Origin of the sequence: Moritella yayanosii, from assembly GCF_900465055.1 — a bacterium.
GTDB lineage: Bacteria > Pseudomonadota > Gammaproteobacteria > Enterobacterales > Moritellaceae > Moritella > Moritella yayanosii.
In genome coordinates this window covers 3,787,682-3,813,930 of sequence record NZ_LS483250.1, presented here as the reverse complement: position 1 = coordinate 3,813,930, position 26,249 = coordinate 3,787,682, and the positions used below count along the sequence as shown (strand labels likewise).

The 26,249-nt window shown below is 41.7% G+C and carries 26 protein-coding genes and 1 pseudogene; 4 read left to right on the top strand and 23 right to left on the bottom strand.

Going from position 1 to position 26,249, the window contains the following annotated elements; translation table 11 throughout:
* Positions 1-77 precede the first annotated feature (77 nt).
* The 9 genes from nusB to glyA form a co-directional block, all read right to left on the bottom strand.
* Positions 78-500 (bottom strand): transcription antitermination factor NusB, encoded by a 423-nt coding sequence (nusB, locus tag MORIYA_RS17725; protein WP_112717312.1) that lies wholly within the window; start codon positions 498-500, stop codon positions 78-80.
* Complete coding sequence (ribH, locus tag MORIYA_RS17720) at positions 497-982, bottom strand: 6,7-dimethyl-8-ribityllumazine synthase (protein ID WP_112717310.1); 486 nt, start codon at positions 980-982, stop codon at positions 497-499. The genes nusB and ribH overlap by 4 nt, the downstream gene beginning before the upstream one ends.
* Positions 983-1,090: 108 nt before the next feature.
* Positions 1,091-2,200 carry a bifunctional 3,4-dihydroxy-2-butanone-4-phosphate synthase/GTP cyclohydrolase II gene (ribBA, locus tag MORIYA_RS17715; protein WP_112717308.1) on the bottom strand — a complete coding sequence of 370 codons (1,110 nt, stop codon included), beginning with the start codon at positions 2,198-2,200 and terminating at the stop codon, positions 1,091-1,093.
* A 48-nt stretch (positions 2,201-2,248) separates the two neighbouring features.
* Positions 2,249-2,914, bottom strand: coding sequence for a riboflavin synthase (locus MORIYA_RS17710; protein WP_112717306.1), 666 nt, complete (start codon positions 2,912-2,914; stop codon positions 2,249-2,251).
* Complete coding sequence (gene ribD / locus MORIYA_RS17705; protein ID WP_174216942.1) at positions 2,914-4,236, bottom strand: bifunctional diaminohydroxyphosphoribosylaminopyrimidine deaminase/5-amino-6-(5-phosphoribosylamino)uracil reductase RibD; 1,323 nt, start codon at positions 4,234-4,236, stop codon at positions 2,914-2,916. Before ribD ends, MORIYA_RS17710 begins: the two co-directional genes overlap by 1 nt.
* Positions 4,208-4,657 (bottom strand): transcriptional regulator NrdR, encoded by a 450-nt coding sequence (gene nrdR, locus MORIYA_RS17700; RefSeq protein ID WP_112717304.1) that lies wholly within the window; start codon positions 4,655-4,657, stop codon positions 4,208-4,210. Before nrdR ends, ribD begins: the two co-directional genes overlap by 29 nt.
* Positions 4,658-4,831: 174 nt before the next feature.
* A complete protein-coding gene (locus tag MORIYA_RS17695) occupies positions 4,832-5,716 on the bottom strand; it encodes a DUF4124 domain-containing protein (protein WP_112717302.1) in 885 nt (294 codons plus the stop codon).
* Positions 5,717-5,811: 95 nt separating this feature from the next.
* Positions 5,812-5,994: a hypothetical protein gene (locus MORIYA_RS20865; protein WP_162629206.1), complete on the bottom strand. Its 183-nt coding sequence runs from the start codon at positions 5,992-5,994 to the stop codon at positions 5,812-5,814.
* 324 nt (positions 5,995-6,318) lie between these two features.
* A complete protein-coding gene (gene glyA, locus MORIYA_RS17690; RefSeq protein ID WP_112717300.1) occupies positions 6,319-7,572 on the bottom strand; it encodes a serine hydroxymethyltransferase in 1,254 nt (417 codons plus the stop codon).
* Positions 7,573-7,808: 236 nt separating this feature from the next.
* On the opposite strand from glyA, the gene torD reads away from it, so the two are divergent.
* Positions 7,809-8,462, top strand: coding sequence for a molecular chaperone TorD (torD, locus tag MORIYA_RS17685; RefSeq protein ID WP_112717298.1), 654 nt, complete (start codon positions 7,809-7,811; stop codon positions 8,460-8,462).
* An 84-nt stretch (positions 8,463-8,546) separates the two neighbouring features.
* Here torD and galU read toward each other — a convergent pair whose 3' ends face one another.
* From galU to MORIYA_RS17670, 3 genes are read right to left on the bottom strand one after another with little or no spacing between them, the layout of a single operon-like run.
* Positions 8,547-9,446, bottom strand: a complete 900-nt coding sequence (gene galU / locus MORIYA_RS17680; RefSeq protein WP_112717296.1) for a UTP--glucose-1-phosphate uridylyltransferase GalU — start codon at positions 9,444-9,446, stop codon at positions 8,547-8,549.
* A gap of 51 nt (positions 9,447-9,497) precedes the next feature.
* On the bottom strand, positions 9,498-10,505 hold the full coding sequence (locus MORIYA_RS17675) for an NAD-dependent epimerase (protein WP_112717294.1): 1,008 nt from the start codon (positions 10,503-10,505) through the stop codon (positions 9,498-9,500).
* 56 nt (positions 10,506-10,561) lie between these two features.
* On the bottom strand, positions 10,562-11,728 hold the full coding sequence (locus MORIYA_RS17670; protein WP_112717292.1) for a nucleotide sugar dehydrogenase: 1,167 nt from the start codon (positions 11,726-11,728) through the stop codon (positions 10,562-10,564).
* A gap of 199 nt (positions 11,729-11,927) precedes the next feature.
* Between MORIYA_RS17670 and MORIYA_RS17665 the strand changes: the two genes are divergently transcribed.
* Positions 11,928-13,013 carry a glycosyltransferase family 4 protein gene (locus MORIYA_RS17665; protein ID WP_112717290.1) on the top strand — a complete coding sequence of 362 codons (1,086 nt, stop codon included), beginning with the start codon at positions 11,928-11,930 and terminating at the stop codon, positions 13,011-13,013.
* Positions 13,014-13,045: 32 nt separating this feature from the next.
* Here MORIYA_RS17665 and pseI read toward each other — a convergent pair whose 3' ends face one another.
* From pseI to MORIYA_RS17635, 6 genes are read right to left on the bottom strand one after another with little or no spacing between them, the layout of a single operon-like run.
* Positions 13,046-14,098, bottom strand: coding sequence for a pseudaminic acid synthase (gene pseI, locus MORIYA_RS17660; RefSeq protein WP_112717288.1), 1,053 nt, complete (start codon positions 14,096-14,098; stop codon positions 13,046-13,048).
* A 41-nt stretch (positions 14,099-14,139) separates the two neighbouring features.
* A complete protein-coding gene (gene pseG, locus MORIYA_RS17655; RefSeq protein ID WP_112717286.1) occupies positions 14,140-15,744 on the bottom strand; it encodes a UDP-2,4-diacetamido-2,4,6-trideoxy-beta-L-altropyranose hydrolase in 1,605 nt (534 codons plus the stop codon).
* A 1-nt stretch (position 15,745) separates the two neighbouring features.
* Complete coding sequence (pseF, locus tag MORIYA_RS17650) at positions 15,746-16,432, bottom strand: pseudaminic acid cytidylyltransferase (RefSeq protein ID WP_112717284.1); 687 nt, start codon at positions 16,430-16,432, stop codon at positions 15,746-15,748.
* A 9-nt stretch (positions 16,433-16,441) separates the two neighbouring features.
* A complete protein-coding gene (gene pseC / locus MORIYA_RS17645; RefSeq protein ID WP_112717282.1) occupies positions 16,442-17,626 on the bottom strand; it encodes a UDP-4-amino-4,6-dideoxy-N-acetyl-beta-L-altrosamine transaminase in 1,185 nt (394 codons plus the stop codon).
* 6 nt (positions 17,627-17,632) lie between these two features.
* Positions 17,633-18,634 carry a UDP-N-acetylglucosamine 4,6-dehydratase (inverting) gene (gene pseB / locus MORIYA_RS17640; RefSeq protein ID WP_112717280.1) on the bottom strand — a complete coding sequence of 334 codons (1,002 nt, stop codon included), beginning with the start codon at positions 18,632-18,634 and terminating at the stop codon, positions 17,633-17,635.
* Between the two features lie 9 nt (positions 18,635-18,643).
* On the bottom strand, positions 18,644-19,483 hold the full coding sequence (locus MORIYA_RS17635) for a hypothetical protein (protein ID WP_112717278.1): 840 nt from the start codon (positions 19,481-19,483) through the stop codon (positions 18,644-18,646).
* A gap of 300 nt (positions 19,484-19,783) precedes the next feature.
* Here MORIYA_RS17635 and MORIYA_RS17630 point away from each other — a divergent pair, with 300 nt between their 5' ends.
* Positions 19,784-20,629, top strand: coding sequence for a glycosyltransferase family 2 protein (locus MORIYA_RS17630; protein WP_112717276.1), 846 nt, complete (start codon positions 19,784-19,786; stop codon positions 20,627-20,629).
* 21 nt (positions 20,630-20,650) lie between these two features.
* Positions 20,651-21,910, top strand: coding sequence for an O-antigen ligase family protein (locus tag MORIYA_RS17625; protein WP_112717274.1), 1,260 nt, complete (start codon positions 20,651-20,653; stop codon positions 21,908-21,910).
* A gap of 335 nt (positions 21,911-22,245) precedes the next feature.
* Here MORIYA_RS17625 and MORIYA_RS17615 read toward each other — a convergent pair.
* From MORIYA_RS17615 to galE, 5 genes and pseudogenes are all read right to left on the bottom strand, one after another.
* Positions 22,246-22,769, bottom strand: a pseudogene (locus MORIYA_RS17615) (transposase); the annotation flags it as partial.
* 173 nt (positions 22,770-22,942) lie between these two features.
* Positions 22,943-24,367 carry an MBL fold metallo-hydrolase RNA specificity domain-containing protein gene (locus tag MORIYA_RS17610; protein WP_112717272.1) on the bottom strand — a complete coding sequence of 475 codons (1,425 nt, stop codon included), beginning with the start codon at positions 24,365-24,367 and terminating at the stop codon, positions 22,943-22,945.
* Between the two features lie 68 nt (positions 24,368-24,435).
* On the bottom strand, positions 24,436-24,699 hold the full coding sequence (locus tag MORIYA_RS17605; protein ID WP_112717270.1) for a ribonuclease HepT family protein: 264 nt from the start codon (positions 24,697-24,699) through the stop codon (positions 24,436-24,438).
* Entirely contained in the window at positions 24,692-25,087 is a 396-nt protein-coding gene (gene mntA / locus MORIYA_RS17600; protein ID WP_112717268.1) for a type VII toxin-antitoxin system MntA family adenylyltransferase antitoxin, read from the bottom strand. The genes MORIYA_RS17605 and mntA overlap by 8 nt, the downstream gene beginning before the upstream one ends.
* Positions 25,088-25,225: 138 nt before the next feature.
* Positions 25,226-26,242, bottom strand: coding sequence for a UDP-glucose 4-epimerase GalE (gene galE / locus MORIYA_RS17595; RefSeq protein ID WP_112717266.1), 1,017 nt, complete (start codon positions 26,240-26,242; stop codon positions 25,226-25,228).
* Between the last annotated feature and the right edge of the window lie 7 nt (positions 26,243-26,249).

The following is a 26,249-nucleotide window of genomic DNA, read 5'->3' as shown; positions in this document are numbered from 1 at the left end:
GTCTCGGTAGTGAATTTTAGGCATAAAAAAAGCCAACAACCTGTGCTCGCTTTTTTGCATTGAAGAAAATAATTAAATTATTTTTTCAAACGTAATTGCAATTTACTTACAATTTTATCTAATACGCCGTTAACGAATTTATGGCTATCTTCAGCGCCAAAGTCTTTCGCTAATTCGATAGATTCATTGATCACAACTTTATAAGGTACATCTTGACGCTTTAGTAGCTCAAATGTAGAAAGACGTAAAATCGCTTTCTCAACCAAGCCTAAATCATTCAAAGGACGAGATAGGAATGGACTCATTAACTCATCAAGTTCAGCATGATGCAAGCTTACGCCTAATATCAGCTCACGGAAATAAGTTGCATCTGTGCCACTAAAATCTTGATCTGTGACAAATTGGTGTTCAATATTTGCGACAGTTTCTTGTGTCATTTGCCATTGATAAATTGCTTGTGTGGCAAACTGACGTGCCTTACTACGTTCCGAAGGTTTCATTTTTTCTCCAATGATACATCTAATTGATGCAAAACATTCACCATTTCAAGTGCACTTAGAGCAGCCTCCGACCCTTTATTACCAGCCTTGGTACCAGCACGCTCAATTGCTTGCTCAATGGTGTCAGTCGTTAACACACCAAATGCGACAGGAATATCATAGTCCATTGCAACTTGAGCAAGACCTTTATTACATTCGCCAGCTACGAATTCAAAATGTGGTGTACCACCACGAATTACCGTACCTAAAGCAATAATTGCATCAAACTGTTTGGTTGCCGCAACACGCTTAGTGATCAGCGGTAATTCTACAGCGCCAGGAACACGAATAACAGTGATGTTGTCATCGCTAACTTGGCCAAAACGTTTCAGTGAATCGATAGCACCTTGTAACAAGCTTTCATTAATGAAGCTGTTAAAACGAGAGATAACAATTGCAATCTTTGCTTCTGGAGCAGGAACATTCCCTTCGATAAATTTCATGTGTACAAATCCTATATCACGGCACGTAAATTTACGGCCCATTTTAATTATTGTGAATCGGCTGACGAAAGGGCTCGGATTGTACCAAGCTTTCGCCAGCAAGCAAACTTATTTAGAGATATATTCGACAACTTCTAAGCCAAAGCCAGATAGTGAATGATAACGTTTGTCCGAGCTTAATAACTTCATCTTAGACACGCCCATATCCGCTAAAATTTGTGACCCCACACCAACACGACGTGACGTACCTTGCCATTTTGCTTTTGGCTGGGTTTCGCCTTTATCTTCTTTGGCAAATTGTTTCACTTTTTCAATGATATCGACGGAGTTTTCTTCATTGCCTAAGATAACCATGACGCCACCATCGTCACCGATACGTGCCATTGCATCCGCCAATGTCCATGAGATCTTGCTTGCTCGGTCGGTATGCAAAATATCAGTCATGGTATTTTGTACATGTACCCGGACCAATGTTGGCTGCTCAGCAACAATCTCACCCTTGCGTAATGCATAGTGCACTTGGTTATCAATGGTATCGCGGTAAGTCACTAAATCAAAATCACCGTATTCTGTTGGTAATTTACATTCAGCGACACGCTCGATGGTGGTTTCATTGCTATTACGGTATTCAATTAAATCAGCCACTGTACCTAATTTAAGCCCGTGTTTTTCAGCAAATATTTCCAGATCTGGGCGACGCGCCATTTCACCGTCATCTTTTAAGATCTCAACAATCACACCTGCTGGCTCACAACCCGCAAGACGGGCAAGATCACAACCCGCTTCAGTATGACCCGCGCGAGTCAGTACACCGCCGTCTTGTGCGGCCAGTGGGAAAATATGCCCTGGCATAACGATATCCGCCGGTTTTACATCACCGGCAACGGCAGCTAATATTGTCACCGCACGGTCGGTTGCAGAAATACCGGTAGTCACGCCTTCAGCCGCTTCAATCGAAACGGTGAAGTTAGTGGAAAATTGCGCCGTATTGTCTTGAACCATCAACGGCAGTTGCAGTTTCGCTACACGGTCTTTGGTTAAGGTCAGACAAATTAAACCACGACCGTGCGTCGCCATAAAGTTAATTGCTTCTGGCGTTACTTTGTCGGCCGCCATGATCAGATCGCCTTCATTCTCGCGATCTTCATCATCCATCAAGATAACCATTTTACCTAGGCGGATGTCTTCAATAATATCTTCAATACGACTTAGTGTCATGCTCATTGCCCTTTTATAACAATTAAAAACGGAACGTGAATAAATGTTTTACTTTAAAAATCCATTACTCGCAAGAAAATCCATGGTGATGCCCTGTTCCGGTAACCTTGATTCAGCGGCTTTATCGCCTAGCATAATGCGTTCTAAATAACGGGCAATCACATCTACTTCTAAGTTAACTTTACGACCGACTACATAACTTTCTATCGTTGTTTCTAATCCAGTATGCGGGACGATCGTCAATTTGAATTTAGCGCCGTCAATTTCATTGATCGTTAAACTGATACCATCAATGGTAATTGAGCCTTTTTCGGCGATATAACGGGCTAATTCATTCGGTGCTTGTAACCAATATTCGGTCGCACGACCAAGTTTACTGATCTTAACAATCTCGGCAACGCCATCCACATGACCACTGACTAAGTGACCACCGAGACGCGTGTTTAAAGTTAACGCTTTTTCTAAGTTAACCTTATCACCAATTTTGTAATGCGCAAAACCAGAGCGCTTGATCGTTTCTAATGACACATCCGCGCGGTAACCATTGCCGAGTAGTTCAACAACGGTCAGGCATACACCATTGGTCGCGATACTATCACCGAGTTTCACATCACTTAAATCAAGTGAGCCACTATCCACAGTGATGCTCATATCAGCCCCTTGGGGGGTTAAACCAGTGAGCGTACCCACGGTTTCAATAATTCCTGTAAACATTAGTATTCCGGTTTGGCTGTAATTCGAAGATCGTCACCAATCTGCGTGATATCGGTAAAGCTAAATTTAGGCACTTGCGCCATATCAGTTAGCTCGCTAAATACTGCTAGTCCTCTAGCACTATCACCCATCAACTTAGGGGCCAGATAAATAATTATCTCATCCACCAGCTTATTCTCAAGTAACGCACCAGCGAGTGTTGCACCGGCTTCAACCCACAGGTCATTAATATTCTGCTGGGCTAGCGCCGTCATTAGCAGGTTTAGATCTATGTGTTGGTGACTATCTTGCGCAATTTCAATTCGTGATACCGATTCATTCAGCAATAACGCTGCTGTCGTCGGATTATCCGTCACACCATTGACTAATAGTATCTGACCGGGCTGTGAAAATAGTTTCAATTCACCACCCGCGTTAGCAAGATACGTATCTAGTCGACGATGATTATCTAATACCACGCGTATGGGCTGACGAAGTTGGGACTGGAGAGACTGAGTTAATGAACACTCGGCTTGAATTAATGGCTTCTCTGCATGGTCTAACGGATAATCGGCTTGGCTGGCACCTAATTCGCTATAACGGACATTGAGTGACGCATCGTCGATTATAACCGTGCTGGCGGTCGATAAAATGGCACTGGCTTGAGCACGGTATACTTGCACATCCGACCGTGCGGCAGGACCGGTGATCCATTTACTTTTACCGTTGTTCAATGCTGTACGCCCGTCTAAGCTTGCCGCCATTTTTAGACGTACAAAAGGACGTTGTTCGCGCATTCGTAAGATAAAGCCCGGATTCAAGGCATGGGATTGCGCTGATAACAGCCCCACCCGAACCTTAATACCCGCGGCAATTAATATGGCAATGCCTTTACCTGCCACTTGCGGATTCGGATCGACCATGGCAATAACGACTTCATTAACGTTCGCATTAACCAAGGCGATTGCGCAAGGCGGTGTACGACCATAGTGGCTACAGGGTTCGAGTGTCACATAACAAGTAGCACCTTGGGCATCATCACCCGCGGCATTTAAAGCATGGACTTCTGCATGCGCTTCACCTGCACGTAAATGAAAACCTTCTCCGATAACCTTATCTGCTTTAACCAGCACACAGCCAACATTTGGATTCGGAGCCGTGGTAAAACGGCCTTTTTGTGCAAGTGCGATCGCATGTTGCATATGTAAATGGTCAGTATCATTGAACTGACTAATTGAAACTATTTCTTCCAATAGCAGGTCTAACTCAGCACGTGATTTGTTTGGCATCATCAATGAGGGCTCAGATAACGGATTATTTGTCGAGTTTGGCGATTTCTTCATTAAATTCTTTTACATCTTCAAAAGAACGATAAACAGAAGCGAACCGTACATAAGCGACTTTATCGAGCTTTTTCAATACGTCCATCACCAGTTCACCCACAAAACTTGATTCTATTTCACGCTCACCAGTGGCTCTTAAAGTTGATTTGATCTGATTAATACCCAGTTCAATCTGCTCTGCGGCAACCGGACGTTTTTCTAACGCACGATAAATACCACTAATGAGTTTATCTTCGTTAAAAGGTTCACGTGTATCATCGGTTTTAATGATGCGTGGCATCACTAACTCGGCAGTTTCAAAGGTAGTATAACGTTCATGACATTTCGCACACTCACGGCGGCGACGCACCTGATGGCCTTCAGCCACAAGACGAGAGTCGATAACTTTAGTTTCAGTCGCTGAACAAAATGGACAGAACATAAACAATCCTATTGAATAATATTATTCTAAGTTTATCGTTAAACAGCAGGCGGGTACAGAAAAGTGCAGCTAATTTCGTGGAATTAATAAATAAATTAACTAATTGTTGAATAATCAGTCGGTTTTCGAACGCTATTTTAATGAGATAAAAACCGACCTAAATTTATCTCACGCTTACTCAGCGTTACGGTTCACGTCATTGACAAACTGACTTGAAGCTGCAATACCTTGCCGAGCAAGTTGGTTGGTTCCCGCACCCAATAATGGTAACCGCGCCTTGTGATTATAGCTTAATCGACTTAGCATTAACGCCGAGTTAACTTGCTTTATTGATGGCGCTGTTATTTTGTTTGATTGACTACGGCTGCTAATTGCATTTTCAATCGCTTTAATCTGCTCAGCACCCTGTATTAACGCTTTATTTTTCACTGTCGAGGGTCGATGACGCCGAGCATTAATATCAGTATTAGATTTAACTAATGCCGCTACAGGAGCGGTACCGGGTATCTCCACCAACAATTTATGTTGGCGCGCAAAGCGCACGCGGTCAGCAATGATATGCGTTGCATTGTGACGATTTAATTTCTTTTTAATCCCAGCGAGGAAAGCGTTGTAGGGGGGTGCTTGTGCCTTACGCGACACAGTCGCTATCAAGCGAGATGCAACGACTGGTGTTAATAGTTCAGGTTTTAGCTTTCTAGGTTTCAATACAGCAGCTTGTTCAATCAACACCAACTGAGGATCTCGACGCGTAAGTACCTTGTCAATTTTACGCTCAGCGTGGGCATTTGCAATAATATCGTCAAGACCATCCAGCACATTACTTACTTTTTTGGTTGGCGATAAATTGTTGACAACATCATTCATATCCGCGTATTTACGACTCGCTCGACTTTGCGCCGCATTTTTTTCCACGATTTGACGTGGGAATTGACTATAATGCATCGCATTATCGGCATCGCGCCAACTATATACTTTAGCAAATGTTGACAAACTCATCGAGCCACATACTAACGCGCATAATAAACGCTTATAATTACCTTTTGAATTCAGCATCATCCCTTATACCTCACCCTATCCATTGCTTAAACTTGAGCATTCCGTCCCCAGTATTTATGTATCCATATTCAAGATCACTAAAACGTTAAGAGCAGTTAAATATAAGTGTACCATACATCAGAATAACGATTAGTTAGTTCTGTATTTTCAGTTTTAGTTAATACGTCAACAGAGCTACAGCCACTTACCACCACCGCAAATACTGCCATGCACATTCTTTTAGCTCGTTGCGATGGTATTATTGTTGGCACATTTATCAGTAGCGATTTATTCATCATATTTTCCATCCTTGGTCTATGAAACTAGATTAACAGCCGGTCGTTATACCCAAACTACTTCACGATGTTTTATCCGCAACTTGCTTGGGTATATAACGGCTGATCATATGATCTTGAGGCAATAGCAAAGCATGAAAATAGCATGATTTAAGGTATGAGGTGGTATTAGGTATGGTAACAGCATTGATTGTTAAGCATCAAAAAACCGTAAATGACCAACTTAAAATATTCATTCCAGTTCAGTAGCATTTACGGTTAACACAATAATCAATATTTCTACACATTTAATTATTTGTATACAGCCTATTTCTATTTATAAACGGGCTATTTATAAACTGGATAGTCAGCACATAGCGCTTTGACGTTAGCACGTACCGTGGCAGCTACGTCTTCATTACCGATATTATCTAAGATGTCACACATCCAACCTGCAAGTGTAGCCGCTTTATCAGCTGGGATACCACGGCGAGCAAGTGCAGGCGTACCGATACGTAGACCAGAGGTAACAAATGGTGAACGCGGATCGTTAGGTACCGAGTTTTTGTTTACGGTGATATGTGCATTACCCAGTGCCGCATCGGCGTCTTTACCTGAGTATTCTTTGCCAATCAGATCAACTAAGAACAGGTGATTTTCAGTACCGTTTGAGACGATCTTGAAACCACGTTGTTGTAATACTGCAACCATGCTTTTCGCACAATCGAGTACATTTTGTTGGTAAACCGCAAATTCTGGTTCCATCGCTTCTTTAAATGCAACCGCTTTCGCCGCGATAACGTGCATTAAAGGACCACCTTGGCCACCGGGGAAGATTGCTGAGTTTAATTTTTTCTCAATCGCTTCGTCTGCTTGCGCAAGAATAAGGCCACCACGTGGACCACCTAATGTTTTATGCGTCGTGGTAGTGACAACGTGTGCATGTTTTATTGGGTTTGGATACAGACCAACAGCAACTAGGCCGGCAACGTGCGCCATATCAACGAATAGGTAAGCACCTACTTTATCAGCGATTTCACGGAATTTAGCCCAATCAACAATACCCGAGTATGCCGAGAAACCAGCAACAATCATTTTTGGTTGATGTTCAATTGCTAACGCTTCAACTTCAGCGTAATCAAGTTCACCCGTTTCAGGGTTGATGCCGTACTGAACAGAATTGTAGATTTTACCCGAAAAGCTTACGCTTGCACCGTGTGTTAAGTGACCACCATGAGCAAGGCTCATGCCTAGTACAGTATCACCCGGTTTAACTAATGCCATATAAACAGCTGCATTGGCTTGTGAACCAGAGTGTGGTTGTACATTCGCATAATCAGCACCAAACAATTGCTTAGCACGTTTAATTGCTAAAGACTCAGCAATATCAACATACTCACAACCGCCATAGTAGCGTTTGCCTGGGTAGCCTTCGGCATACTTGTTAGTAAGCTGAGAGCCTTGAGCTTCCATTACGCGTGGGCTTGTATAGTTCTCTGAAGCAATAAGCTCGATATGATCTTCCTGACGAGTTACTTCTTGTGTCATTGCTGCCCATAATTCTGCATCATAGTCAGCTATATTCATATCACGTGTAAACATCCGTTTTCTCCTGATTGAGATAATACAAGTTGGTTTGAAACTAAATTTCGGCCATATTGTAACGCGAGTGTTAGTAACTTCCTATAAGAAAGACTTGAGAAAATTTCAATTTTGCGTGAAAAGACTGCATTTTAAATTAACTTTGATCAAAACTGACTCCTAGGTTCAATTTATTCGCTATAATGCGCCACCATTACAGCATTTACACTAGCCCCCCTCACCCTTTGGAGAACACAATGGATGAACTAACCCAACTATGCCAGACCCGCTCAGAGATCTACTGGTGGCTTTCAACCACATTAGCAACAGAGTTATCGGACGAACAGCTGGATAAATACCAGTCCGCCGAGATCCAAGCTTTCTTACAAGGGTTAGCCGTAACACCAGCGTTAACAGCGCCAGTGGAGAAGTTGATCAGTGCATTAGCCGCTGCAAATTTACGTAACGATGCGCGTTTAGAATTATGTGCCGATTATGCCCAAGTATTCTTAGGTAACAGTGCATCATCCGCGCCACCGTATGAGTCAGTATTTACCAGCGCAAATGGTCACTTGATGCAAGACGCGTATCAACAGATGACCGCGTTGTTAGATGAGCACAACATCAATATCAATGACAAATACAGCGAGCCAGCTGACCACATTGCTATTCAGTTAGATTTCATGGGTAACTTGATCTTAAAAACCTTAAATGCTGAATCAGAAGACGCGATCCGCGCTAGCTTTGCACTACAGCACAATTTCTTACAAACGCACTTACTTAACTGGTTAGGTGATTTTGAAATGAAAGTGAAAGCCTGTGATAAATTTGGTTTTTATGCGGCGGTAGTGGCACTGCTATTCGCATACGCGCAGTTAGATTCGGATTGGTTAGAGACCGAGTTAGATTAAGGTTTAGAGCAGAGCGATCCGCACTCTGCTCTTATTCCCTCCCTTTTTGAAGGGGAGAGTGAGGGTGGGGTACTCTTCGATCCGTTATAGCTTCAAACCACGAATAAATTCTTGTAGATCAGCGCCTACTTCAGGGTGACGCAAGCCATACTCAATGAATGCTTTCATGTAACCTAACTTTGAACCACAGTCATGTAACTTGCCGCTAATATGGAAAGCTTCCACAGTTTCTAATTTCATTAAATCATCAATAGCATCCGTTAACTGGATCTCATCATCTGCGCCAGGTGCTGTACGTTCTAGCAAGTCCCAAATTGCAGCGGGTAAAACATAGCGTCCGGCAATCGCTAAATTAGACGGTGCTTTATCTTGTGCTGGTTTTTCAATAACAGCCGTCATAGGTGTCGATTCGCCAGCGCTAAGCTCAACGCCACCACAATCAGCCACACCGTAACCAGACACTAAGTGCATTGGCACAGGTTCAACCATGATCTGGCTAAAACCGGTTTCATCAAAGCGCCGCATCATGCTGGCTAAATTTTCAGTTTTTAGATCGGCACTGACTTCATCCATCAGTACATCAGGTAATACCACCGCAAACGGTTCATCACCAATAATGGGTTTTGCACACAATACTGCATGGCCTAAACCTTTAGCGACGCCTTGGCGAATGTGCATAATGGTCACGCCTTTGGGGGCAATCGCTTGTACTTCCGCTAATAACTGACGTTTAACCCGTTTTTCTAGTGTTGATTCTAATTCAAACGAGGTATCAAAATGGTTCTCAATGGCATTTTTAGAGGCATGCGTAACCAGCACAATCTCGGTAATACCGGCAGCGGCACATTCATTGACGATATATTGGATCAGTGGTTTATCAGCCACTGGTAACATCTCTTTTGGAATCGCTTTAGTGGCCGGTAACATACGCGTACCTAAACCAGCAACGGGAATGACCGCTTTCGTTATTTTAGTTTGCTTCAACGTCTTATCCTTTTTGTACTTATATACAGTATTTTTTATATACAGTGCATTTTACACGTTATAAAAGTCGCGATACCAGTCAACAAAGGCTTTAACCCCTTCTTTAACCTTCACTTTTGCAGTGTAACCAGTAACGGCAAATAAATCTTGAGTATCGGCATAAGTCGCATAAACATCGCCTGGCTGCATTGGCATAAAGTTCTTCTTAGCTTTAATACCTAACGAATCTTCCAGTGCTTCAATGTAATCCATTAATTTAACCGGACTACCATGACCTATATTGTAAATACGATAAGGCGCACTACTGGTTGCCGGGCTGCCGGTTTCAACTTTCCAATCCGCATCTGGGGTTGGTATGACATCTTGAATTTGCAATACCCCAGCCACGATATCATCGATATAGGTAAAGTCGCGTAACATGTCACCGTTGTTATAAACATCGATAGTGTCACCCGCAATGATCGCCTTGGTAAACTTAAATAATGCCATGTCTGGGCGACCCCAAGGACCATACACAGTAAAGAAGCGTAGACCTGTGGTCGGTACGCCATATAAATGGGAATAGGTATGCGCCATCAATTCATTGGATTTTTTTGATGCGGCGTATAACGAAATTGGATGGTCAACACTGTCACTGGTACTAAATGGGGTGTTGTTATTTAAACCATAAACCGAGCTAGATGAGGCATACACTAAGTGCTTCACTTTGTTATGACGACAACCTTCTAACACGGTTAAGAAACCAGTTAAGTTGCTATCTGCATACGCCATTGGATTATCAATGGAATAACGTACGCCCGCTTGTGCGGCAAGGTGAATAACGCGATCAAATTGCTGCTCGGCAAATAACGTCGCGACACCGTCACGATCGGCAAGATCGAGTTCAATAAAGGTAAATAGCGTTGATTTTTTTGTATTCGCTAAACGTGCGTGTTTTAAATTCACATCGTAATAATCATTTAAATTATCAACACCGATAACCTGATGACCTTGTTGACATAGTAACTCTGCACAGCGCGAGCCAATGAAACCTGCCGCGCCAGTAATTAAATATTTCATTTATCTTTCACTTATATTTATAAATTATACTTTCACTTTATTAATATAGTAAGAACCTAATCATTACCAAATAAGTCACGAGTATAAACTTTGTCAGCGACGTCAAGCAAATCGTCCGCTAAACGATTCGATACAATGACATCTGCAAGGGCTTTAAATTCATTGAGGTCGGTAAGCACCGGCGATTTAAAGAATTCACGCTCAGTCAGGACAGGTTCATACACCACAACCTTAATGCCTTTGGCTTTAATGCGTTTCATGATGCCTTGAATTGATGAGGCACGGAAGTTATCTGAGCCCGACTTCATAATCAGACGATAAATACCCACCACTTGCGGGTTTCTGGCAATAATAGCATCCGCGATATGATCTTTACGTGTCGAGTTAGCATCAACAATGGCGCTAATTAAGCTGTTCGGTACATTTTTATAGTTGGCGCGTAATTGTTTGGTATCTTTCGGTAAGCAATAACCGCCATAACCAAACGATGGGTTGTTATAATGATTGCCAATACGCGGATCTAAACCTACCCCCTGAATGATCTGACGGGTATCTAAACCATGGGTTTCGGCGTAGCTATCCAGTTCATTGAAATAAGCCACCCGCATCGCCAGATACGTATTAGAAAAAAGTTTAACCGCTTCGGCTTCGGTTGAATCGGTAAACAATACCTCAATATCGGTTTTAATCGCGCCTTGCATTAACAAGCCAGCAAAGACTTCGGCACGCTTAGACTGTTCACCGACAATAATACGCGATGGGTGTAAATTATCGTATAACGCACTACCCTCACGTAAAAATTCAGGTGAGAATAAAATGTTATCGCAACCCAGACGTTGTTTGACTTCTTTGGTATAACCAACCGGTACCGTCGATTTGATCACTATCACCGCACTCGGGTTAATCGCCATCACATCCTTAATTACCGCTTCTACTGATTTGGTATCAAAATAATTATTCACCACATCATAATCGGTCGGTGTCGCAATAATCACATAATCAGCATTGGCATAAGCAAATTGCTTGTCAGTGGTCGCGATAAGATCAAGTGCTTTATTAGCGAGGAAATCTTCAATTTCAGTATCAGAGATAGGCGATTTTTTGTTGTTAATAAGAGCCACTTTTTCGGCAATAATGTCTAATGCAATCACGCTATTATGCTGTGCTAATAACACTGCATTTGATAATCCAACGTAACCTGTACCAGCAATGGTAATGTTCATGGTGTTGACCTGATGATGGGTGGAAATAATAGATTCTTGTATTCTAACAGTAAAATAATACTTATAGTCAAACAAGATCACCTTGGATGCTGCAATTATGAATTCAGGATGAATTCTACTTGTGACTGTATCTGTGTTAATAGACTATATGTTATTATCACTGACTTAATTTTTTAATCTCTATTTAATAAGGCAGTATATGAAAATTTTGGTTGTGGGTGACTACCTCAAGACTTCAAACGCAATTCGACCAGAGGTAATGATCACCATAGGACTTGCGAATAAGGGTCATAAACTGACTGTATTTACCCGACCAGATTCTGCATATACGCCCATCTTAGAAGATCTCGGTATCAAGGTAATTGAACAATACCCAACCAAGAAAATCTGTCTAGCTACCATAAAAATGATCAGAGCAGAGTTACGAACCGGTGATTACGATATTGTGTATGCATTAAATTCTAAAACCATTCCAAACGCCGCATTTGCGTGTATTGGTTTTCCGGTAAAAATGGTCAACTACCGTGGTACCACAGGTGGTCTGTATCGCCATGATCCAAGTGCTTACTTAACCCATTTACACCCTCGCGTTGACGGTATCATTTGTGTATCTAATGCGGTAACCGAAGATATTCAAGCGCAAGTATGGAAAAACAAAGATAAGGTCGTGACTATTTATAAAGGTCATGATCTGGCTTGGTATCAATCTAAACCCGGTGATCTTAGTGAATTTGGTATACCCGAAGGTGCTTTCGTTGCCATTGCCGTCGCGAATGTCAGACCAACCAAAGGCTTGTCGGTATTACTTGAAGCGGTCAACAAGGTTGCTCATTTAGACAATTTCCACCTGCTACTCGTTGGCTCAGGTATGGAGAAAGAACCTTACCTCAGCGCAATCAAAAACTCGCCATTAGGTGACCGCATCCACGTAACTGGTTACCGTACCGATGCGCCAGAATTAATGGCCGCGTGTAATATCTTAGTCCAAGCCTCAATCAGTGGTGAAGGTTTACCAAGAGCGGTAATGGAAGCCATGGGTTATGGTGTGCCTTCTATTGTTACGGTAACTGGTGGCAGTAAAGAAGTGGTGGTCGATGGGGTTAATGGCTGTGTTGTACCAGTCAAAGATGCGCCTGCGATTGCCGAAAAAATTGAATACTTATATAACAACGAAGCGGTTGTTAAGGCTATGTCCGTGGCTTGTAAACAGCGTTTAGCCGAGCTATTCACTGCTGAACGCACCGTCGATGAGCATATTAAGTATTTTGAATCGTTACTGGATTAATAGTCCAACGTTTATACAACTTAACCTAGCCGTTAATTTATTAATGCAAAACGAAGTGCTGTACCTTTCGCTATCGCTACTTTTGCAGTTTTATCTAATACCTCATCATAATATTTGGGCGCTAAACCAAACCCAGGCCGAATACTGCGAACATTATCAGCGGTAAGTAACTCACCGGCGGCAATATCCTGAACCACATATAGCGAGCGGCGAAATTTAACATTACCTTTTTCAACGTCTGTTCTTTCGTAATTCACTTTGCCTAGCGCTTGCCAAGCGGTATGGGTATCACGACACAGTTGACCTAGCTCTGTTGGCTCAAGCGAAAAGCTATCATCTGCACCGCCACCATTACGATCTAAAGTGACATGTTTTTCAATCACACAAGCGCCGAAAGCAACCGACACCACCGCGGTAGCATTATCAATGGTATGATCTGATAAACCAGACAGTACATCAAAGCGTTGACTGATATCAGCAATAGTACGCAGGTTATATTGCTCTGCTGGGGCCGGATATCCACTGACGCAATGTAACACGACTAATGCTTCACAGCCATTTTCTCTTGCTGTTGTGATCGCGTCTTGGATCTCGGCCTTATTCGCCATTCCCGTTGAAATAATCATCGGTTTACCGGTTTGTGCCACCCGCTTAATCAAGGGTAAATCTATCACCTCAAACGAAGCGATCTTATAAGCTGGTGCATCCAACGCTTCTAATAAATCCACGGCAGAAAAGTCAAACGGTGAGCTGAAAATAGTGATATCAAGTTCTTTCGCTTTAGCGAATAAAGGTGAGTGCCACGCCCACGGCATATGTGCGCCCTTATACAGCTCATATAAACTTTGACCATGCCACAAACCACCTTTGATCTGAAATTCATCACTATCGCAATCCATAGTAATGGTATCTTGCGTATAGGTTTGTAATTTTATCGCATCAGCACCTGCTGCTTTCGCTGCGGCCATAATGGCAAAAGCACGATTGATATCGCCATTATGGTTTGCTGATAACTCGGCGATAATATAAGGGCGATAATTAGGACCAATTTTACGACCATCGATAGTGATGTATTGCTCAGTCATAGTGTTAATGAATACTCTTCGATAAAGGGAGACATAGCTATTTAAGCCTGTGGATAGCGGATAAAGGTTTCTACTGTCAAGCGTTGGAAACGAGACTGAGTGAACAGCCGCTGTGAAGCGGTATTAGCCATTAACACTTTAGCATGAATAGTAACATGCGGATGCAGCGCATCTAAGTATGCAAGTGCTAGCTTGGCAATTCCCTGACCATAATAAGCAGGGTCAATAAAAATAGACAGCAAGTATTCAGCTGTATTCATGCTATCTAAACGCACCACACCAACGCTGATACCATGGCGAACCTGCTTATCACTTGATGCAGAAAATGTAAAAGATGTATCTGGTATGGTAATAATATAAACATAATCTTGCTGCTGACTGAGCTTATTCACCATCCAGCGTTGATGTTCAGACCAACTCGGCACTTGTTTATTTAACGCATATTGCCGCGTGTTCGGATGACATTGCCAAGCATATACAAGCTTAATATCTGTCAAATCAGCACGACGAAACTGTAAACATCCCGTGTTATCGATATGTCTCGAATTATCAACATGCTCAGAGCCGTCTAAACCTGCAATCGCCTGTAATACTCGGTTCAATCCCAGTCCATCACATAACTTAAGGTTATTCTGTCTCAACGCTGACCAATTCTGCAATAATCGCTGATAGGTTAATATCAACTTTTCAGAAATATCGTCGAGTTCAACTTTGTATGCCGCGTCCACAGCAACTAGGTTACGACTGATGGTCAGCTGATTTTCTGCCAGTGGAATGATAATACTCGGTAACCCCAAACATGCGCGCTCCCAAGCGGTAGTGCCTGGCGCGCCAATAGCCACTTGCTGTTGCACCATTAATTCAGCCATGTTATCGACAAAGTCTAACTGGGTGATCCAATCATTATGCTGCAAACAAAAACTAACGACTTGTTGATAATGCGGTGCACGCAGCCCTAATAACACAGTAACCAAAGGTCGTGCTAACACAGGCATTGCAGCAAGCGCCGTTAAAACCTGCAAGGTGGCGTTAGGTTGATCTATGCCGCCCATGCTTAATAATAATTTAGGCCTGATGGATAGTTTATGGTCTGTTAATACTTGCTGACGATAATAGCTAAACTGCGGGTTTAATAATGCGAACTCACAGCCAGTTAATACCTTAGTTTCATCATGACTTGGTTGATATTGAGATTGATATTCATCACTGCGGCGCAACAAAGTCTGATCTAAGATCAGATCGGCATGGTGACTACGCACTAAATCATCAATGACCATGATCTTACAATGTAATGCTTGCTGTATACGCTGTTGCCAGTTTGCATTCAACGCATAATGATCGACGATAACCAGATCTGCTGCAGCCACCAGCGTGAACAAGTTGGCCGCATCTTGTTGCCAAGGCACTTGTAACCAGGCCACATAATCGGCGCTAGTCGTCGGAACCAGTGCAGTTGTTGGTGGCGCTAATTTATACACGCAGAAACCTTTATTTTCAATGACAGCAACTAAATCGCCCGTTTGCGGACGACAAACAAAACTCACTCGATGACCTTGCGTTATTAACCCTTGTGCTAATACCAAGCAACGCATCACATGACCACTGCCGATATGCACCGACGCATCGGTGCGAATGACTATATTCACCTTAAACCTTCATGACCGCATATAAGGCTTCGGCAAATTCCCAATCTTCCAAGGTATCCACATCTTGCACCCTTTTACGCGGAATTAAGATAGCTTTTGAACAAAGTGAGAAAAACGGTTTCCCGGCTTTAAATGCCGAGACTTTACCCCAATAGAATTGACCAGCATCGTGAAACGCTTCTGGTAAGTCTTGCGAACGGGTATTTACATGCTCTGGCTGCAACATTTGTACACTGCCATTGTCGTTTAATGAAATAGCTCGCTGAATAGGAAAAGCAAAGGTCGTTGCGCTAAAGGCATAATCAATATCACCTGTTGATATAAGCGCTAATCCCTTCGCTAAATCATCCGATGATATAAACGGCGCAGTGGCATAAATACAACAAAGTAAATCGACGGTCATACTTTGCGACTCACACCAGCCTATCGCATGTTGCATGACATCCATGGTTGTTGCATGGTCATCGGCAATCTTAGCTGGACGGATAAACGGCACTTCAGCGCCATATTGTCTAGCGATATCGGCGATTTCTTGATCATCTGTCGACACGATTATATTATCAAAGCAGCCCGATTTTTGCGCCGCTTCAATTGAATAAGCGATCATGGGCTTGCCATGAAATAACTTGATATTTTTACCCGGAATACGTTTACTGCCACCGCGGGCAGGAATGATCGCTATTTTCATATGAATTGTTTAACCATCGATAAGTAAGGCTATGCGAAGTGCAGTCACCACTTCATCTTGCTGCGTATGCGTCATGCCATGAAACAGTGGTAATGAAAGTGCCTGTTGATAATAATGCTCCGCTGCAGGAAAGTCACCAACGACAAAGCCCATCGCCTGATAATAAGGCTGAGTATGTACTGGGATGTAGTGCACGTTAACACCAATACCCAGTTCACGTAATTGCTTGAATACCTGTTGTTGAGATAACGTCGTATTATCTAACTGCAGCCCGACCACATACAAATGCCAAGCCGAATTAGTCTGTTTAAGTTGCTTAGGCAAGGTTAACGGTAAATCGGCTAATAACTGGTTATAACGTAAGGCAAGGCGCTGGCGTTCACTTACAAACTGCGTCAATCGCTGCATTTGGCTCACCCCTAATGCCGCTTGTAACTCCGTCATCCGATAATTAAAGCCCAGTTCTATCTGTTGATAATACCAATCACCCTGCGCTGCAATTGGCAGTCCAGTGATCAGCGTCATCAAGCTTTTATCGCGAGTAATACCATGGCTGCGTAATAACACCATCTTATCTGCTAACGCTTGTTGGTTGGTTAATGCCGCGCCACCTTCTGCTGTGGTCACAATTTTCACCGGATGAAAACTAAATATAGTGATATCGCTGTAATCACCACAACCTATCGGCTTGCCTTGATATTCACCACCAATCGCATGCGCGGCGTCTTCAATGATTTTAAAACCAAATTGCAATGATAACGTGTGGATAGCCGCCATATCACAAGATTGGCCACACAAGTGCACAGGGATCACCACTTTTGGTAATTTACCTTCTGCCTTTGCGATAATAAGTTTTTGTTCCAGCGCCTTGGGGCAAAGATTATAAGTAACGGGGTCAATATCGACAAAATCGACTTGAGCACCACAATATAAGCCACAATTCGCCGAGGCCACAAAGGTAATCGGCGTGGTCCATAACCAATCGCCCGCCCCTAACTCTAACGCTAAACAAGCCAGATGTAAGGCGGAGGTGGCGCTGTTACAAGCCACCGCATACACAGCGCCAGAATGATCTATCAAGGCTTGTTCAAATAACGGTACTTGCGGACCTTGAGTGAGAAAATCTGATTGCAATACTGCAATGACAGCATCAATATCTTGCTGGTTAATATCTTGCTTACCATACGGGATCATGACTAGTTATAACTCGGCCAAACGGTCAAAATCTCGGATCTGTTTAATATCCAGAAAATCAGGGTTATTACCAGAATGATATTCATGACCTTGTGTTACTGCTTGGCCTTTTTCGCCTAATTGATTGACACTATAATCAATATCTTTATCGAAAAATATAATGGTCGGGCAGATCACATAGTGATCTGCAAATTCTAAGGTTAAATGCGAGTCATCTTTAGGGCACATGATCTCGTGTAATTTTTCACCTGGGCGAATACCGATGATCTCAGTTTCAATCCCCGGGGCGTAAGCTTCAACCAGATCCATAATATGCACAGAGGGGATCTTAGGAATAAATATTTCGCCGCCCTGCATACGCTTAAAGTTGGTCAGTACAAAATCAACGCCATCTTGTAAGGTGATCCAAAAGCGGGTCATCTCAGGGTGAGTAACAGGTAAGGACTGTGCGCCTTTGGCTAATAAACCTTTAAAAAAGGGCACCACAGAACCACGTGAACCAACAACATTGCCATAACGTACACAAGCAAAACGCGTTGGGCCGCTACCCACCATATTATTGGCCGCAACAAATAACTTATCCGACGCTAATTTTGTCGCGCCATACAGGTTAATCGGATTAGCGGCTTTATCCGTCGATAGAGCGATGACCTTTTCGACTTTATTAGCAATCGCCGCTTTAATCACATTTTCGGCGCCGTGAATATTGGTTTTAATACATTCCATCGGATTGTATTCCGCCGCAGGGACTTGCTTTAACGCTGCGGCATGGATAACAAAGTCGACATCTTGCATCGCTTGCATTAGTCGTTCGCCATCACGCACATCGCCAATGAAATAACGCATACACGGATCATTAAACTCCTGTTGCATTTCAAACTGCTTGAGCTCATCACGCGATAAGATGATTAAGCGTTTGGGTTTGTAATTAGCGAGTATGGTTTTGGTGTATTTTTTACCAAAAGAACCAGTACCGCCAGTGATAAGAATGGATTTGTTGTTGAACATGGTGATCCTTTACTTAGAAAGCTTGTTTAATCGTTTTCTGATGCTCTTACGCCACTTCGTTGTCAATTTTTGGATGAAATATGTCGGATGCGCGAAGTGCCACCTCAGCAAATGACGTCTTATAATGTTAAGACGGCTAGGAGTCAACTTTTGAGTCGGGTTACGCGCCATATAACTATAATAACGTTCTACACTACGTCGTCCCCGCATCGCTTTATTAAATTCAGCATGGTTAATATCATTCGCAATAAATGCCATCACAAGTGACTTTAAATAACCAATTTTACTAATTGTCTCAATAACCTGATGGCCAACACCATACAGTTTTAAATACTTAGTATGTGATGGATAACGTAAAGCATGAGATTTATCTTCTGGGCATAAGGGATCAAATATCAGCGTAATATCACCTTGGCATTGCGCACAATAATCAAACGCTGTCGGTATCATTAAATTCTTTGGCGGAGTCAGCGGCGTTATAAGCAACAGTCGATCTAACTGCAATTGCGAATAATACAAACTATGCGCAAATGCCCCCATGCTCGCACCATAACCAAGTCGCTCCGGAAATACAGTCAAGTGAGGGCTCAATTGTGTTAAATAATTTTGTAAGGCAGCTGAAATAAACCAGTGTTTATTTTTTATTGGCGCAAATGAAATGACATTAACACCCATTTTCTTGAAAAATTCAAACCCCCATGCAGAGGTCCCAGCTTCTGCTTCTGCCGTTGTTAACACATAACCAGCAGGTGAAAATGTGATCATCAGTGGTTTATCAACAGAGGCGATATGGTATTGAACTAAAATATCATCGACAATGAATCTCGTATCACGTTGTAATTCAAGCATCTTATTTACATATTAATGAGGGTGGCCTCATTATAACGAACGGTTGCATCATATAACATCAATTTTACTTTGTTCGTTATTGCTAGCGATAAAATTGTGAGCTAACAGTATCCTTGTATTTAACAATTCGTAAAATGTGTATGAAAAACACTTAATCATACGCTTATAATCATTCCTAACGTAGATTTCAGACATTAATTTTCTATCTATTGAATTAATCCATCTGATTAAGGATAATGCTCAGCTTACAAGCTGTAGCTGTTTACCATTAAAAACAAAAATACGATCTTTAGGGAATAAATGAAATTTATCATCATTAGCGCCGTGTATAACATGAGCGAGCAACTTAAGCACAACATTGACATGTTGAAAAAACAAACCTACAGCAATTTTGAGGTTTATTTTGGTGACGACATGTCTACCGATAACAGCTGTGAAGTGATAACCGAAAACATCCAATATGACCCTCGATTTCACCTAATCAAGCATACCGAAAAATTGTTTTCAATGGGTAATATTTACACATCAATCAAATACGCTGCCCCGGATCCTGAAGATATTATTGTGCTGGTTGATGGTGATGACTGCCTTGCCGATGAAAATGTATTAACTTATTTAGCAGAAACCTACCGCGCCAATAACTGCTGGATGACTTATGGCAGTTACGGTACTGATATTAGTCAGAAACATCAATTATGTTGCGCTTATCACCCACTGATTGCTAAATTCAGCTTGCATCGAAAAGTAAAATGGCGCGCTTCACATTTAAAAACATTTAAACATGCATTGTGGACTAAAATCGATATTAATGATCTAACGATCACTGCAAGTGAATTCAAAAGTGTATTGAATAATTTATTAGTACGCGGAAAGGTTTTTTCTTGGTTCAACTTAAAAAACATTAATCATCGCGATATCGTTACGAGTGATCAACGCTTTGTCCGTCGATGTGATGATAAAACATTCACCTTACCCATGTTAGAAATGGCAGGTGAAAGAGCGTACTTTACCGATAAGGTACTCTATATTTACCAACCTCAAGACAATATATTAAATTTTGGCTCAAGTGATAGAAAATGGGCACAACGCTTTATTCGAACGGCTGTTTTTTTAAAAAAACCGTATAAAAAAATAAAACACCTTTAATAACCGGACATATAACTACAAATGAACATAATACAAGTACAACAAAAATGGTCCATTTTATCCACACTTGGGGTTTGTCTTTTAGCGTTATGCCTTTTGTCTTTTGACAAAGGTTATATTATTGGCACTGTTGTTTTACTACTAATTACGATAGCTGCAGGATTAAATAAACAACTGACTTGGCATAAAAATTTAACACTATTAACAGCAGCCTTTATTTTATTAATTATTCCTTATGCTATAAATTCGATTCAGGATCCTGCTAATACTTCAGCTCTTATAAAAGCATCAAGAGGACTACCATTTATAATCATCGCAGCATTTATGATAAAACATAAACCAAAGCAAGATATTATTTATACTGCTTTTGCTATAGCACTTATCCTCCGTTTTATTATAATGTTAAACATCTATGTCACAGGTCTAACTCGCAATGACATACCCGGCTTTAAGATCAACTCTTTAATGATAGCGGTCATGGCTTTTACGGCATTTATTTTACCGCAAACCCTTACCAAAAATATTAAATTACGCACACTTATATATCTGGCTATCACTCTAACGGTTGCTACAACCGTCATGGTCGAATCTAAAGGCGCTTTTCTTGCTCTTCTCTGCATAATGTTTGTTTTCTCTTGTTATACGTTTAAATCAGCAAAAAAAAATATCATCATTTTATGGTGTTTAATATTTAGCTCCACAATCCTTACATCAGCATTAACTCAGGGTAGATTATTTGAGCGTGCTTTAAACTCAACTCAAAATACAATGAGATATATAGCTAACAAAACAGAAACAGAAACAGAAACAGAAACAGAAACAGAAACAGAAACTAATGTCTCTAAAATTAAAGCTACATCAAGTGAAATCAGACTAGAGATGTGGCATTCGGCATTAATATTAGCAAGCGAAAAACCTATTTTCGGTTATGGTAAAAGTGGTTCAAGCGAAAGAATAATTGAATTGGTCAATGAAAAAAGAATTGCTAATTTTATGAAAGAAAATAGCAAGAATCAGTTACATTCCATCTATTTTGATGCTTTAGGTACTCGAGGGTTAGCTGGTTTATTCACAACATTATTAGTACTATTCATCCCTGCTTACATATTTTTTAAACACCGTAAAATAGCTCCGGTAGCAGCACTCAGTGGTGGGTTAATCATTATCTGTTATTTAGTGGCAGGGTTATCAGAAGCGGCCTTAAACTCAACAACAGCTAGTTTCACCTATTTCTTTCTTATTACATTATGTGTATCTAAAGTAACTAGAGTCGATTCATAGGTTGGACCTTAAGCATTAAAAGGTTCAACTCCAAATTGTAAACGACCACTTTTTCTATCTTTTGAATGACTAGCCCTTTGGGCATATGTACTTCAATCGCTCAGTTCCATCAAGATGTTGGCTATACTTATAAGTGTAGTTAACCTTTTGAAGGTGAAAAAAATAAGAGCTAAAACATTCACATACCATTTGAATAGTATTACTCAGCTACTTTTGATCTTTCGCCCCAATGCCCACATTGTCATTCACTGCATTTTAATAAATAGGGTAAAGCGTGAACTGTACACACTAGATAAACGTATGCTAAAGGCTATGTTCCTTTTAACTGTTGCTGAAGACTTAACATCTCGTTTTCTGGGTTTGCACGTTAGTTTTTTAGCGCCTTTTTCAGAATAAGGAAAGAGCGTTTCATCCGCTTCAATTATACCTCCTAGTGTCAGGCGTTAAGGGTACTCGGCAGAATCAAAAATCGGTGTCGCCAGCGAAATGCTGTTTTGAGGTTAATACCACACTCTTTTGCACTTGTTCGAAGTACCTTGCTTTCCAACATACATTTCAAATAATGACCCCATTGTTCTTTATATCGGAGACGAGCAAGTGGTGTACCTGTGGTCGACATAAATGTTTTCAAACAATTTTTGCAGCGATAGCGCTGCATATTATTCACTTTGCCATGACGATTTATCAATGTGCTATGACAATGGGGACATTCTGGATTCATGACAATTCGGCGCTCTAGCTCTTTGATAATGTGAGAGCTGGGATCATCACCTTGAAGACGTTTTTCGACATGAGCAATTTGGCTGTCAGTTAGCTCAGGGAGCAGTGAAAGCAAATGGAGAAAGTTAACTTGGAGCATAAGCATACCCTCTAATTGTTACTTACTTTTAAGTATAGCAACAACTAAAGGGAACATAACCACAATAATAGCATTTTCTCTGTCAGAATAGCCGACGAAATTACCATTTTTGTGTTTATTTCACAACTATCATCCGCTCTCCAAACCCAAAACACTGCATAATCAATTCCAAATTAATTACTTGGTCGCAATATTCGCGCATCAGGCACTAATTGCCCTAACTTTTCCGCTAACGCCTGTTTCGCAGCTTCATCACCATGCACAATGCGTATCTCGCGTGGTTTATGCGTGATGTGTTTGACAAAATTAATGAGATCCAGTTGGTCAGCATGAGCAGAATAACCACTAATGGTATGAATACCGGCATTAATGGTGATGCGTTTACCGTTCAATTCCACATACCCACCCTTAGGGCCATATTGTTGAATAGCACGACCTGGGGTGCCTTGGGCTTGATAACCGACAAAAATCACATCGGCTTTGGCATCGGGTAAGAACTGGGTAAGGTAATTAACGATACGACCGCCACTGCACATGCCACTGGCAGCGATGACGATGGCGGGTTTGTTACGTTTAGACAGATATTGAACTACAGAGAGATGGTCTTGATGACTGTCGATGGTGTAAAGTTGCTCAAAATCTAGCGGATGGCGACCTTGCTTGATTTTGCCTAATGCTTCTTTATCCCACAACGTTTTGAAATCCCGGTATTTATCAGTAAAATTGGCCGCCATCGGCGAATCGACAATAATTTCAATGTTTTTCCATAAACTATTCTTTGGCGCAGCATAAATAAACTGCTCTATCTCGTAAAGTAACTCTTGAGTACGACCAATACTGAATGCTGGGATCAATACCACCCCATTATCGCTTACTGCATGCTCGATCACCGCTTGTAACTTTTTACTACGTTGGTTGCGATGTTCGTGCCGTTTATCACCGTAAGTGCTTTCGATGATTAAGGTATCGGCGCGATATGGTGCTCGGGGTGAGGATAATAACGGACTGTAAGACGCGCCAAGATCACCAGAAAATACCAGACGGTGACGGCTAATGGGTTTGTCGGTGGCAAGTTCAATTTCGACATAGGCGGAACCAAGGATATGTCCCGCAGGACAAAACCGGATCTTCTGGCGTTGATAGCAGACTTCATTCGGCTTTATATCCTCTTTGGGGATGTTCAGTACCGCAATTGTTTGCCATTTTTGATAAGGTACCGAGATAAGCTGTTTTTGGAGTACATCGAGGCAAGCTTGGATGAGCTTTTTATCACGGGTGACACCCACTTTAAGGGCGTCTTCAATAACAAGGGGAAGCAGTGCGGCAGTGGCTTCTGTCGCGTAAATAGGACCAGTGTAGCCTGCGGCTAATAAATACGGAATGCGACCGACATGATCGATATGGCAGTGAGTAACAATGAGGGCTTTAATGGTGCGGACATTGAAGTCGATAGAGAGTTGGTTTTTATTATTGTTACCCGCGGCTTCAGCGCCTTGAAACAAACCGCAGTCAATTAATACCGAATTATAGTCATTCATATACAGCTGATGACAAGAGCCGGTCACGCCATTAACCGCACCATGATGTAAAATACGCATTATTTCCGTCCTTGGAAGCATAATATAAGTTAAACGATCAATATAACCGTTAGTTTAAAATGCTTAACTCAAGAAAGTAATAGGTCGTGATACTGATTTAGGTATGGTTTTGCATCTGTCGCAGAACCTTTTTGGTATAGCTTTAGCCAATGCTTCGATAGGCCGATACACAGTTCAGTATAGATTTGTAACAAACGCTCTAAAGCACGGTAGTCTCGAGTTCGGAAGTTATCTATAACTAGGTCTGCTTTAAGTTCATCTAATTCTGCTACATATTGTTGTTGATGTTTTTTTGCTTCAGTTAAATACAGTGCCAGACCTTTATTACTCATTATTTTCACTCTCTTTTACATCAAATTCATAACGACTGTAAATACGATCTTGTTCTTTGAACTCTCGGCCGGTGTCTGAAGAATAAATAACCTTTCCGTACTCGACAATATTAAAAGCCAAATAGATAGGCACGGTATTTATATCAACAATACTAATAAGTTCGGTATTTACAGCCAAATCATCAGCCCAGTCAATGGCAAGCTCATTCGGTCTTAGCAATTTATTCATCGGTGACAGATTAAAGTTTTTGAAAGCGACAGCAAGATCATAATCACTTGATGCAACCTCGCGATCTTGCGCACGAGAACCATAGAGCCATAATGCATCAATATCATCATTTTTAGCGGCTAAACTCACTATGTTTTCTATCATCTGATCAAAAACCATACCATTACACCTTCACAACCCAGCCTATTACTTAATAGTTCGAATATTAACACATAATGCCTATTTCGCATCGACTGACATAGTCAATTAACTACAAGTTAAGCTTAATAAACGACATTACTAAGCTTAGCCATGTCACTATTTAACCGTATAACCATCTGGGTTATTTGCTTGCCAACGCCAGGTATCAGCGGTCATATCGCTAATACTGCGCTGTGCTTTCCAGCCTAACTCGCGCTCGGCCAGATCGGTAGCGGCATAACACTGGGCAATATCACCTGCACGGCGTGGTGATATTTGATAAGCGATGGTTTTACCCGATGCTTGTTCAAAGGCTTTCACCATCTGTAATACGCTATAACCTTGGCCTGTGCCTAAGTTATACGTCACCAACCCGGGATTAGTCATTAGCTTGTCTAGCGCTTTTAAATGCCCTACAGCTAGATCAACCACGTGAATGTAATCACGTACGCCGGTGCCATCCACGGTAGCATAGTCATCACCAAATACGCTTAAAGTTTTAAGTTTACCCACCGCCACTTGCGAGATATATGGCATTAAGTTGTTAGGGATATCATTGGGATCTTCACCAATCAGGCCACTGTCGTGTGCACCCACTGGGTTGAAGTAACGTAACCGGGCAATGTTCCAGCTGTTGTCAGACTTATACAAGTCGGCGAGTATTTCTTCGACCATTAACTTAGAACGACCATAAGGGTTAGTGGCCGAGGTTGGGAAACTTTCATCAATTGGCACCGACGCCGGATCGCCATACACAGTCGCAGACGAACTAAATACAAAGTTCTTCACATTGTGCGCGCTCATCACTTCTAAAATATTAATTGTCGCCGCAATGTTATTACGGTAATAAGTTAATGGGATCTGATTCGACTCTCCGACCGCTTTTAAACCGGCAAAGTGGATCACCGCGCTAATATCATGCTCGGTAAAAATACGGGTTAATACTTCACTATCCAGCACATCACCACAGTAGAACTTAACCGCTTTACCGGTGATTGATTTAACGCGAGTTAATGATTCTTCACTTGAATTACACAAGTTATCAACCACAACCACGTCTTGATTGCTGTTCAATAATTCCAATACGGTGTGGCTGCCGATATAACCCGCACCACCTGTGACTAAAATTGTCATGTAAATT

Bases quoted from the DNA above. Each gene is read 5' to 3' on its own strand.
- nusB (WP_112717312.1), bottom strand. From the start codon at position 500: ATGAAACCTTCGGAACGTAGTAAGGCACGTCAGTTTGCCACACAAGCA.
- ribH (WP_112717310.1), bottom strand. From the start codon at position 982: ATGAAATTTATCGAAGGGAATGTTCCTGCTCCAGAAGCAAAGATTGCA.
- ribBA (WP_112717308.1), bottom strand. From the start codon at position 2,200: ATGACACTAAGTCGTATTGAAGATATTATTGAAGACATCCGCCTAGGT.
- MORIYA_RS17710 (WP_112717306.1), bottom strand. From the start codon at position 2,914: ATGTTTACAGGAATTATTGAAACCGTGGGTACGCTCACTGGTTTAACC.
- ribD (WP_174216942.1), bottom strand. From the start codon at position 4,236: ATGAAGAAATCGCCAAACTCGACAAATAATCCGTTATCTGAGCCCTCA.
- nrdR (WP_112717304.1), bottom strand. From the start codon at position 4,657: ATGTTCTGTCCATTTTGTTCAGCGACTGAAACTAAAGTTATCGACTCT.
- MORIYA_RS17695 (WP_112717302.1), bottom strand. From the start codon at position 5,716: ATGATGCTGAATTCAAAAGGTAATTATAAGCGTTTATTATGCGCGTTA.
- MORIYA_RS20865 (WP_162629206.1), bottom strand. From the start codon at position 5,994: ATGATGAATAAATCGCTACTGATAAATGTGCCAACAATAATACCATCG.
- glyA (WP_112717300.1), bottom strand. From the start codon at position 7,572: ATGTTTACACGTGATATGAATATAGCTGACTATGATGCAGAATTATGG.
- torD (WP_112717298.1), top strand. From the start codon at position 7,809: ATGGATGAACTAACCCAACTATGCCAGACCCGCTCAGAGATCTACTGG.
- MORIYA_RS17675 (WP_112717294.1), bottom strand. From the start codon at position 10,505: ATGAAATATTTAATTACTGGCGCGGCAGGTTTCATTGGCTCGCGCTGT.
- MORIYA_RS17670 (WP_112717292.1), bottom strand. From the start codon at position 11,728: ATGAACATTACCATTGCTGGTACAGGTTACGTTGGATTATCAAATGCA.
- MORIYA_RS17665 (WP_112717290.1), top strand. From the start codon at position 11,928: ATGAAAATTTTGGTTGTGGGTGACTACCTCAAGACTTCAAACGCAATT.
- pseI (WP_112717288.1), bottom strand. From the start codon at position 14,098: ATGACTGAGCAATACATCACTATCGATGGTCGTAAAATTGGTCCTAAT.
- pseF (WP_112717284.1), bottom strand. From the start codon at position 16,432: ATGAAAATAGCGATCATTCCTGCCCGCGGTGGCAGTAAACGTATTCCG.
- pseC (WP_112717282.1), bottom strand. From the start codon at position 17,626: ATGATCCCGTATGGTAAGCAAGATATTAACCAGCAAGATATTGATGCT.
- pseB (WP_112717280.1), bottom strand. From the start codon at position 18,634: ATGTTCAACAACAAATCCATTCTTATCACTGGCGGTACTGGTTCTTTT.
- MORIYA_RS17635 (WP_112717278.1), bottom strand. From the start codon at position 19,483: ATGCTTGAATTACAACGTGATACGAGATTCATTGTCGATGATATTTTA.
- MORIYA_RS17630 (WP_112717276.1), top strand. From the start codon at position 19,784: ATGAAATTTATCATCATTAGCGCCGTGTATAACATGAGCGAGCAACTT.
- MORIYA_RS17625 (WP_112717274.1), top strand. From the start codon at position 20,651: ATGAACATAATACAAGTACAACAAAAATGGTCCATTTTATCCACACTT.
- MORIYA_RS17610 (WP_112717272.1), bottom strand. From the start codon at position 24,367: ATGCGTATTTTACATCATGGTGCGGTTAATGGCGTGACCGGCTCTTGT.
- MORIYA_RS17605 (WP_112717270.1), bottom strand. From the start codon at position 24,699: ATGAGTAATAAAGGTCTGGCACTGTATTTAACTGAAGCAAAAAAACAT.
- mntA (WP_112717268.1), bottom strand. From the start codon at position 25,087: ATGGTTTTTGATCAGATGATAGAAAACATAGTGAGTTTAGCCGCTAAA.
- galE (WP_112717266.1), bottom strand. From the start codon at position 26,242: ATGACAATTTTAGTCACAGGTGGTGCGGGTTATATCGGCAGCCACACC.